Source organism: Bacillus sp. GW823-FHT06B01 (genome assembly GCF_058952315.1).
The window spans coordinates 459,907-470,212 of record NZ_JBXAHR010000004.1 but is presented as its reverse complement, the minus strand read 5'-3'; the positions used below and the strand labels follow the sequence as shown (position 1 = coordinate 470,212).

Genomic DNA, 10,306 nt, shown 5'->3' with positions numbered 1-10,306 from the left:
CGCTACACCTTTTTCATCCGTTTTCCCTTTTACTACTTCTTTCCCTTGTTCGTTGTAGATTGTAAACTCTGCATTTGGTAATTTTGTATTCCCATCCGCTATATTTACTTTCGTTATTTCTAGTTCACCTTTTATATTTTCATTTTTCAACTCTAATACAGCAGTTTCACCAGTTTTCACTTCAATTTTTTTAATACTTCCGTCTAACACATATCCAGCTGGCGCTTGAATTTCTTTGACGCTATATATACCGATTGGAAGATTCCCTAGCTCCGCAATCCCCTTATCATTAGTCGTGACATTTTGTTTAAAGTTTTCATTAGAAACTTCAAACACCGCCCCTTTTAATAATTCCTTTTTTTCTCCTAATTTCATAATCTTTAAAGAGCCTACTGATTCCCAATTTACAACTAAATCTGTACTGATTTTCTCACTATTTCTTTGTAACAATACCGTTGTATTTTGAACTTTTTCCGACCCTTTAAAAGCTATTGCTTGTAAATTTGTTAAATTAGACTTTACTTTCATTTTAAAATTACCACTACTCATATTTTTCGGGATTAAAATTTTAAATTTTTCGTTAATTGATAATATACTTTTCTCTTCTCCATTTTCATTTACAATTCGAAGCCCTTTAGGAGCACCTTCAGGAAGTATTGTATAAGAGCCAGAAACTGCATTTGTTTGCACTGCATAAAATCCTGTTTCTAAATAATCACCTTTTTGTGTAGCAGTTTGTGGATCTACAGGATTAACTTTAAAAAATACATCTTGTGATCCTGTTTCTTGTTTTGAAGCCTCTACTAAACGCTTCATAAGATTATGTACTCGTTCATTTTTTGCAACTAAATCTTCTACCGTTAATTCATTTGCTGCAATCCATACCGCTAATTGTGTAGCATAATGCGCTTCTTCCGTTGTCGCTACACCTAATTCAGATGGGCTTTTTTGAGGATATCCGTTCAATAAAACACGGTATACAGAATCAGATGTTTTCCCCATCTCAGGCAAATCATCCCCATTGGGTGAACGTAAATCAGGCGTTAAACAATACGCAATACTACCCGAAGCCGTTTTAATTATTTCGGTCTTTATTTCACGCTGTTTCGACTTACTATAGCTCCAATCCATCTTATATGTTTCTCTGTTCATTACTTCTGCCTTTACTTGTGGCATTGCAATTCCTAATAAAATAATAAGAGCACTTAAAAAACTAAACCATTTTCCTACCATCTTTCGTTTCATTCTCTCCACCACCATATGTAAATTTCTGTATGAAGCAATCTTACTGTTTCATTGTACTTATAGTAAAAAAAGAGAATAGGTGGTTTTTTTGTAGTATCTTGTCGAATTGTTGAGAAAGTTCCAAAGTAATAAGCAACTTTAAAATTATTTGCTCTCATGCTGCTATTGACAAATGAATATTACATATTTTAAATTTTCAAACATAATAAAAAAGCACTTTATCCCACTTTAATGGGCAGTAAGACCCCCACCTCAAATTCAGCGAAAGCAAAGAAGTTAGGTAGGGGTCGGGCTGCCCATTAAAGTCCGATTGGTTCAACTAATAATCAGTGGGGGATGAAGAAAACCCCCACTGATTAAAGTTTCACTTTATAAGTGCCTTCATAACTTATGAGAAACAAATTTTAAACGAATATATATTACTTATCTTTTTCTTTTATCTCCATTAACAACTTAATTATTTTCTCATTTTGCTCCACTTGTTTCTCTGAATTTTGATAGATGAAACGAATCCATCTTAATACAAAAACAACTACCACTATCGGTAATAGTGCAAGTATCATACCAAATATAGAGAAATTGAACATCATTTTCCCATCACCTCGCTACATACAACTTTCTCCACATATCCACTAAAACCTGCAAAATTTTACAATTTTAAAAAAAGAACCTATCAAACGATAGATTCTTCTTTCACGAACTGAGTAGAACGTCCTCTCGTAATAGAGAAAATCGCACAAAGCAGAGCTAATATAATAAAGCCGCCACCTACCCAAGCATTATATATAACAGATGATTTTTCAATAACAACTCCGCCTACTGTTGAACCGAGCGCAATTCCTAAGTGAAGCGCAGAGTTATTTAAACTTTGCTGAATACCAGCCGATTCTGGCGCAATTTCAATTAAATAGTTTTGTTGTGCTGGTGAAATAGCCCAGCTCAGCATACTCCAAAGTCCCATCATAATAATAAAGAGCGGGAATGAGAATGTCATCATCGGCAATATGAAGATCGCACACGCAAATACAATAATAATTGAAATAATACTTTTCTTCGATCCCCATTTATCAGCAAGCAAGCCCCCAAGGCCGCCTCCAAGTACTGCTGCAATTCCGAAAATGAAGTAAAATACACTAATCCAATCCGCTTCAACATGCATCACATCTTTTAAAAATGGTGTTAAATATGCATATAGTGTTAAATGACCCGTTAAAAATAAAAATGATGTTAACTGTGCACTTACGATTTTTTTATCTTTTAACGTAGCAATTTGTTCTCTTATTGATAACACTGATGTCGGTGGTACTTTCGTTAAGAATAATGAAATACAAGCGATTGCTATAACTGTTAATACCGAAATTAATACAAATGGTGCACGCCATCCATATGCATTTCCAAGTACAAGTCCAAGTGGTACTCCAAGTACAAGTGATCCACTAATCCCCATAAAAATGATTCCAATGGCACGCGCACGAAAATGCGGTTCTACAACACTAGAAGCAAGTGTTACTGACAGTGCAATAATAAGCGAACCACTCGCTGCACAAACAACCCTTGAGAACATTAACATCCCGTAATTCACACTAAATGCTGAAATAATATTTCCGATTAAGAAAATTGATAATGCCCCAACGTATAATCTTTTTCTTTCAAATTTTCCAGTTATCGCTAATAAAACCGGACCTGATAAAGCAAATACTACTGAAAATATTGTTATAAGCTGACCAGCTGCACTAATAGATACCCCTAAATCATTGGCAACTAGATCGAGCGTTCCTCCTATAATTAGCTCAACCGTTCCGACTACGAAAGCCGCGATAGCTAAAATATACACACGAAAATTCAAGTCTTTCCCCACGCTTTCTTTTTGGTTACTACGACTATAGTAACCAAAAAAGAAATTGAACACAAGTACAATTTTTTTACAATAAAAAAACAGGCGTATCATACGCCTGCCTTCTAATTATTAAACACTAGTTTTGTTCTTCTTATTTAAATACCAATACACCGGCAGTCCAGTAAATACAATTCCAATTGATAAGAAACAACTTACCGGATCATTAATAATCGCACTTCCAAGTACAAACAATGATCCTAAAATCGCGATGATTGGTACGATTGGGAATAACGGTACACTGTATGCACGCTCTTTATTCTTGTTACGTTTTCTTAAAATGAAGACACCAATAAACGTCATTACATAGAAAATATAAATAATGAATACGGAAATCTCAGATAGCTTATTCGGATCACTAATAACCATTAAAATAATTCCTAAAATGATTTCAACAGTAATCGCATTTGCTGGTGTTTTAAATCTTGGACTTTCCTTTGCGATAAACTTAGAAAACGGAAGGTGTCCACGCTCTGCCATAGACATCGGAATACGTGGGAACGTTAAAATCTTTCCATTTAAACAACCGAAAATAGAAACGATAATACCGATACTAATGATTTTCCCGCCATATTCTCCAAGTAGCATGCCCGCAGCTGTCGCTGTTGCATTCTCTCCAAGATCTACAATTTTCGCTGCTGGTAACACATTTAATAATGCCAAGTTAATTAGTACGTAAGCAGCCGTTACAATTAAAATCCCAACTGTCATCGCTTTCGGTAATAGCTTTGTTGGATTCTTCATTTCTCCGCCAATCGAAGCAAGTAGAATCCAGCCGTCATAAGCAAATAATGTTGCTAAAATTGCCATACCAATACTTTGATTTTCTGATATCGGCACTACTACATTAAAGATATCGCTATTTCCTTTCCAAAAACCTAACACAACAATTAATACGATTGGAATCATCTTTCCAATTGTCGTAACCGTTTGGACGATACCTCCATATTTTGTTCCCATACTATTTACAACGCCAAGGAACACAACTGTTCCAATAGCAATTGGTAAATTCCATACTTTATCTAAATAGAAAAAATTAATCATTAAAGAACTAAAGTACAATCCTAATGTTCCAATAATAGCTGGTCCATAAACAATTGTTTGCATCCAGCCTGATAAATATCCCCAAAAACTTCCGTAAATCTCCTCTAAATACGTATACAACCCACCATTTTTCGGGATTTGCGCTCCAATTTCAGCTACTGTTAAACCACTTGCTAACGTCAACAGACCACCAATTACCCAAGCAAGAATAGCCATATTAGAACTCCCCGAGTAATCTAATACGCTCCCTGGCTTCATAAACACACCAGATCCAATAATCGTTCCTACTACGATAGAAAGTGCTACTGTTAAACCAATTTTATTCTTCTCATCATGATGCATGCTGCGTATCCTCCTTCCAATTCTAGTGTGATGCAAAAATGAAATAAAAAAACACTCCTCCCTAAAAAAGGGACGAGTGTTATATTCGTGGTTCCACCCTTGTTTCAATTCGTAAAGTAACATACTTCACCAATTTCTCAAGTCTAAATAACGGTTTTTGCCGGCAAGCAATTACTAGGTATCCGTTCACTGCTGCAGTTCAGAGGTGGTAATCCATTTTTCCGTATTAGGAAGCTCACAGCCAAAGGCTTCCCTCTCTGAGAATCGTAAAAAATTGATCATGTCCTCATCATCACTTCTTGATGTCGAATTTTGTAGTTATTGTTCATTATATTGAATTGTTAGAAAAAATCAATATATTTTTTTTATATAACATAAGAAATGTTTCTCTTCTTATATTATAACAGAAGCTATAATATTTCTCTAATTCCCCATTATCTTTGGAACAGCGTAGCGGTAAAAATTATCTCAGCGATTTTCAAAATATATCAATTTACCAACAAAAAACGACAATAAGTAAGAGGAGACTTTCTAAAAGAAAGTCTCCTCACATACATACCTTCCGGTTGCCCACACGGAAGATACGACTTCACTCAATTATTTCTCATCTTTTTTCATAAAAAATTTCCCCCGCATTAACGGGCAGTAAAACTTCCACCTTAAAATCCAGCGAATACAAGGATGAAGTTGGAATATTAACTGCCCGTAAAAGCCCGATTGGTTCAACTAATAATCAGTGGAAATGCACCACTGATTAAAGTTTCACTTTATGGTGCGGTAAATCAACGTTCAATTCCTCTAATTGTTTCTTTTCATTCTCTAAAATCGCTTTTGCTTTTTCTTTCGTTGTCTCATCTAATCCCGCAAAGATGTCTTCATGCTTCTCTTTCTCTGGAAGTTTCACACCTAGCTTTGTTAATTCTTCTTTTGCTTGCTCATGAGTTAATTTCCCGGATTTTTCTTGTTCAAAAATAGACTTTGCTTTTGCTTTTGTTGCTTCATCTAAGTCAGCAAGCATGTCTTTACGCTTACCTTTCTCTGGAAGTTTCACACCTAGCTTTGTTAATTCTTCTTTTGCTTGTTCACGTGTTAGTTTGCCGGATTTCTCTTGTTCTAAGATTGATTTCGCTTTTTCTTTTGTTGCTTCGTCTAAGTTAGCGAACATATCTCCATGCTTACCCTTTTCTAGGAACTTCACGCCTAGTTTTGTTAATTCTTCTTTTGCTTGTTCACGTGTTAGTTTGCCGGATTTCTCTTGTTCTAAGATTGATTTCGCTTTTTCTTTTGTTGCTTCATCTAAGTTAGCGAACATATCTCCATGCTTACCCTTCTCTGGCATTTTCACGCCTAACTTCGTTAATTCCTCTTGCGCTTGTTCACTTGTTAATTTCCCAGATTTCTCTTGCTCTAAAATCGATTTCGCTTTTTCTTTCGTTTGATCATCTAATCCCGCAAACATATCTTTACGTTTTTGTTTCTCTGGAAGCTTTACACCTAACTCCTTCAACTGTTTCTTTGTATCGTCCATAATCGTTTTTACTTTTTGTTTTGTAGCGTCATCTAAATCTTTTTTCGCTGTTTTTGTAGACTGCTCAGCTGCTTGAGTATTCGTTGCCGCGAATGCCGGAATACCGACTCCTCCAATGATTCCGAATGATAAAGCACCTGCAATCGCTAAATACCCAACTGTTTTCTTCTTCATAGGAAATTTCCTCCTTCATATTTCTAAAGCATGTACACTTTCGTATACAATTCCTATAGTAATGTTGGTTTCTTAACATTTCCTTAACGACTTAACAAAAAAACGCCGCTCATCCCGAGCGGCGTTGTTCTAAGCTTTTTGTAATTGTAATTCTTCACGTTCCATTATTCTTCTTAATACAATTGTTTGTGTCATTGTAAATAAATTACCCGTTATCCAGTACAACACAAGTCCTGATGGCGCCGCAAATCCCATAAATAGAATCATTGCTGGCATCATAATTTGCTGCACTTTCAGCATCTGTACTTGTTCTCCAGGTGTAATATTAGATTGGAAAACTTTCATCTGAATAAATGTCGTTAACGCTGCGATAATCGGTAATATATGATAAGGATCTGCATGTCCTAAGTTCACCCATAAAAATGACGATGTGCGAATCTCTTCTGTTCGGCTAATCGCATAATACAAAGCAGAGAAAATCGGCATTTGTATTAATAGTGGCCAGCAACCAGCTAGTGGATTCCAACCGCCTGATTTCATTAGTTCCGACATTTCCTTTTGATACTGCTTTTGTTTTTCAAGATCTTTACCCACATCACCGTATTTTTGTTTCAGCTTCTGCAGTTCAGGTTGCATTTTCTTCATTTTCGCTTGACTACGATATTGTGAAACAGCTAATGGAATCATTGCTGAACGAATAACGAGCGTCATAATAATGATAGCAATCCCGAAGCTAGCTCCCGGTATATGATGAGCAACAAATTGAATCATAAACGAGATTGGATATACGAAATAATGATCCCAAATTCCCGTACTATGTGCATCAATTGGGGCTGCATTACTGCAACCAGATAAAACAAAAACAAGTAATAATGATAAACTAACGAGCACAGCTCGGTATGATTTTAACATGTTCATTCCTCCAATGTTTCGTAATTATTTAGCGAAACATTGGTGTATACGGACCGACCTCGTCATTCTCTTCACTGGATTCTTGTCTGCGCACAGAACGAATCATTCCATATTTATAAAAAATAGAGAAAAGCGATACATTACCAGTACCCTCTTCACACGTATTAACTAGTTTAAAAGCTCTTTGTCTACCGCTTGATGCTTGCTGACGCACAAAGCGAGAAACGTTAGCAAGGAAGAAAACTTCTAATAAACAAAGTGCTGTCGTTACAAACGATATATATAGAATTGCATCCTGCAATAAAAATTCCATCGCTTCACATCCTTAATAAGGTCATTTTAGCACATCGGGCAAATATTCTCTATTTCCTTTTATCGTCAAAAAAGTATTTTGCATATTTTCTCAAGAAAACTATGCTAAAAAACTAATGTATTCGCTTTCTTTAGTATATTCACACGTATCCTTGTATAGGTTTAATTTGTTAGAAATTTATAAAATTTTCGCATTATAATAAAACTATTGCCAGTTTTTGAAAAAACCTTTATTCTCTTCTTGTAATCAATAATGAATATGGAGATGAAACATACTATGGGTCAACTAGGAGACGCCGATTACGTTCCCGACACCGCCTTTTTATCCTTCCCAGCAGCTAAAACATTTCACTTAGAATTTATCATACAGTTGGTTGTTATTTTCGTAGCCTCTATTTTGTATGCAATTTCTATGAATATGTTCTTTATCCCGCATAACATGATTAGCGGTGGCTTCGCTGGTGTAGGGATGATTATCGGTTATTTAATGCACTACAATATCGGTGCACTTATCTTTTTACTAAACATTCCTCTTCTTATTTTAAGTCACTTTTACTTAGGCAAGAAGACAACCTTTTTAACAGCGTACTTTGTAGCTATATCATCGTTAGCGATGAACATTATCCCGGTACACCAAGTTTCAGACGATATTTTACTGTCTTCTGTATTTGGTGGTGTAATCTGCGGAGCAGCTTCCGGAATCATATTCCGATTTGCTTCTTCAACAGGTGGCTTCGATGTTGTTGGATTGATTGTAGCGAAACATCGAGATATTTCAATTGGAGCAATCATCTTTGGATTCAACTTAATCTTACTTGTTGCAGCAGGATTTATTTTCGGATGGGATATTACGCTTTATACGTTAATTAGCCGGTTTGTAGTCAGCAAAGTTATCGATGCTGTGCATACGAAACATATTAAATTAACGATAATGACAGTTACAGAAAAAGGCGAGGAAATAAAAAGCGCACTATTGCATCGCGGCATACGCGGTGTGACAATGGTAGATGCTGTCGGCGGCTATACAAACCATAAGAAAAAAATGATTTACACTGTCGTGACTCGCTATGAGTTAGGCGAAATGAAACGTATTATCCGTCAAGTGGATAACAAAGCATTCATGAACATTACTGAAACAGTTGAAATTGTCGGCCGTTTCAAACGCATATAAAAAAGGTTAATACATGAAAGGGCATAACATATTAGTCATATATAATATGTTATGCCCTTTGTTATTCAACTAACGCACCCTTTAGCATAATAAAATCACGAAGTTTATTACTACAAATCGGAGGATAGCATTCCGTATACAATACTATCTGTCCATTCATTTTTACTCCAAAAATCTTGTATGAAATGGGCTTCCTTTCTCATGCCTATTCGTTCACACAATTTTTGTGAAGCTGTATTACGTGCATCAAGATTAGCTTGTATACGATGTACATGAAATTCATTAAATAATTTAAATACCAAACTATTTACTGCTTCTGTTGCCAAACCTCTCCCAGCTACTTCATTTGAAAAACTATAACCAATCTCAACAGTGTCTTTCATATTTGTGTACCATACGGATAAATCACCAATTACTTTAGTCTTGTATATAACTGCCAAACTTAATATTGATTCTTTAGTAAGTACATTATTTACTAGCTTCTTATTAAATTTTTTCTGCATGTCTTCATGAGTCCACTTATTATGTAATAGGAACTTACATGTATCATCATTATTATAAATAGCAAATACATCCTGTAAATCAGTACTCTTAAAAGGTCTAATTATTAATCTTTCTGTTGTGATCTCCAAGTTAGCTCTCCTCCCTTACATTCATGCTACAAAACATTTTTTATAGTATTTAATCCTCCTTCTTAGACCTCACCTTGATTACATATTTCATCATAATAAATTAAAATCCTTCTTCCACTAAACTGCATTGTTAGTGGTATTTCCTTGCGATTTTTATTTTTTACACTTATTACAAAATCAGATAATTCTATTATTGTGGCCCTAAATGTGTTATAATGAAAGCAGACTCACAAAAAAAGAGTATATAGACTTGGAAGTTTCTCTTATTTTTACAAGCAAAAAGAAACGAGCAGTCAGGTATATTTCAGACACCATACACGTAACGGTTTAAAAAACCGATCATCTTAGTTATTCTTCCATGATCTTTTTATAAAAAGATACGTACAACTAAAATTCACTTCAATATACTATACCTACCTTTTTGACTTCCAAATCATCTTATTACATAAGGAGATGAACATATGAATCAATATATAAGATATACAATAGCCGTCCTGTTTGCTATTATCGGCGGAACAATCTGCTTCTGGACAAACACTCAGCTTGGAGAGAATATCATTTTTAATGGAATCGAAACGCTTGTAAGCGCTTCAATTTTAGGTGGATACATTTTCTTCCTCTTCAATCCAGAAGAAAATGCGCAAAAAACAATGTTATTAACAATGATCGGAATCGTTGGCGGATGTATCTCCTACTCAATGACTAACTATACATTACCACTTCAATTAAGCTCAGCTTTCTTCCACGGTCTATGGACTTGGTTCATTGCATTCTGCCTAGCAGACGTATTCAACCTTTTACAAGACAATGAAGAGGAGAACGGTCGCCAAATTGAAAGTAACTCGTAAGCTGGAAGATACTCTTCCAGCTTTTTTGTTTTGTTACTCTTTCCTGTTCATACCCCATCACTAAAATAAAAAGAAGCTACCCCCACGGCAACTTCTTTTCCACATACCCCATTCAGTATTCACTAAAATATATCAACGATTTTTTCATTATATCGATCATTTCTCCACTTATATCGGCGATTTTTTCATTATATCGACGCTTCG

At 35.3% G+C, this 10,306-nt stretch carries 10 protein-coding genes and 1 other annotated feature; of the genes, 2 read left to right on the top strand and 8 right to left on the bottom strand.

Translation table 11 applies throughout. The annotated features are described in order from the left end of the window. The 7 genes from AC1Q8N_RS20860 to AC1Q8N_RS20830 form a co-directional block, all read right to left on the bottom strand. A partial coding sequence (locus tag AC1Q8N_RS20860) for an MSCRAMM family protein (RefSeq protein WP_493521364.1) occupies positions 1 to 1,245 on the bottom strand: 1,245 nt, incomplete at its 3' end. A 419-nt stretch (positions 1,246 to 1,664) separates the two neighbouring features. Beyond that, positions 1,665 to 1,835 (bottom strand): hypothetical protein, encoded by a 171-nt coding sequence (locus tag AC1Q8N_RS20855; protein WP_046960012.1) that lies wholly within the window; start codon positions 1,833 to 1,835, stop codon positions 1,665 to 1,667. Positions 1,836 to 1,918: 83 nt separating this feature from the next. Beyond that, the gene (locus AC1Q8N_RS20850) at positions 1,919 to 3,103 is read right to left on the bottom strand and encodes an MFS transporter (protein ID WP_493521369.1); all 1,185 of its coding nucleotides are present in this window, start codon (positions 3,101 to 3,103) and stop codon (positions 1,919 to 1,921) included. 108 nt (positions 3,104 to 3,211) lie between these two features. Beyond that, on the bottom strand, positions 3,212 to 4,525 hold the full coding sequence (locus tag AC1Q8N_RS20845; RefSeq protein ID WP_048542362.1) for an APC family permease: 1,314 nt from the start codon (positions 4,523 to 4,525) through the stop codon (positions 3,212 to 3,214). Positions 4,526 to 4,590: 65 nt separating this feature from the next. Beyond that, positions 4,591 to 4,827, bottom strand: a binding site (T-box leader). Between the two features lie 452 nt (positions 4,828 to 5,279). Then, positions 5,280 to 6,227 (bottom strand): hypothetical protein, encoded by a 948-nt coding sequence (locus AC1Q8N_RS20840; RefSeq protein WP_404520230.1) that lies wholly within the window; start codon positions 6,225 to 6,227, stop codon positions 5,280 to 5,282. 129 nt (positions 6,228 to 6,356) lie between these two features. Beyond that, positions 6,357 to 7,139, bottom strand: a complete 783-nt coding sequence (yidC, locus tag AC1Q8N_RS20835; protein ID WP_000920534.1) for a membrane protein insertase YidC — start codon at positions 7,137 to 7,139, stop codon at positions 6,357 to 6,359. Positions 7,140 to 7,167: 28 nt separating this feature from the next. After that, complete coding sequence (locus tag AC1Q8N_RS20830) at positions 7,168 to 7,452, bottom strand: hypothetical protein (RefSeq protein ID WP_000394931.1); 285 nt, start codon at positions 7,450 to 7,452, stop codon at positions 7,168 to 7,170. 276 nt (positions 7,453 to 7,728) lie between these two features. Between AC1Q8N_RS20830 and AC1Q8N_RS20825 the strand changes: the two genes are divergently transcribed. After that, a complete protein-coding gene (locus AC1Q8N_RS20825; protein ID WP_098078485.1) occupies positions 7,729 to 8,622 on the top strand; it encodes a YitT family protein in 894 nt (297 codons plus the stop codon). A gap of 110 nt (positions 8,623 to 8,732) precedes the next feature. Here the strand turns inward: AC1Q8N_RS20825 and AC1Q8N_RS20820 are convergent, their stop codons facing one another. After that, positions 8,733 to 9,254: a GNAT family N-acetyltransferase gene (locus tag AC1Q8N_RS20820; RefSeq protein WP_098078488.1), complete on the bottom strand. Its 522-nt coding sequence runs from the start codon at positions 9,252 to 9,254 to the stop codon at positions 8,733 to 8,735. A gap of 461 nt (positions 9,255 to 9,715) precedes the next feature. On the opposite strand from AC1Q8N_RS20820, the gene AC1Q8N_RS20815 reads away from it, so the two are divergent. Beyond that, positions 9,716 to 10,102: a DUF3938 domain-containing protein gene (locus tag AC1Q8N_RS20815; protein WP_001077770.1), complete on the top strand. Its 387-nt coding sequence runs from the start codon at positions 9,716 to 9,718 to the stop codon at positions 10,100 to 10,102. The last annotated feature ends 204 nt before the right edge of the window (positions 10,103 to 10,306 follow it).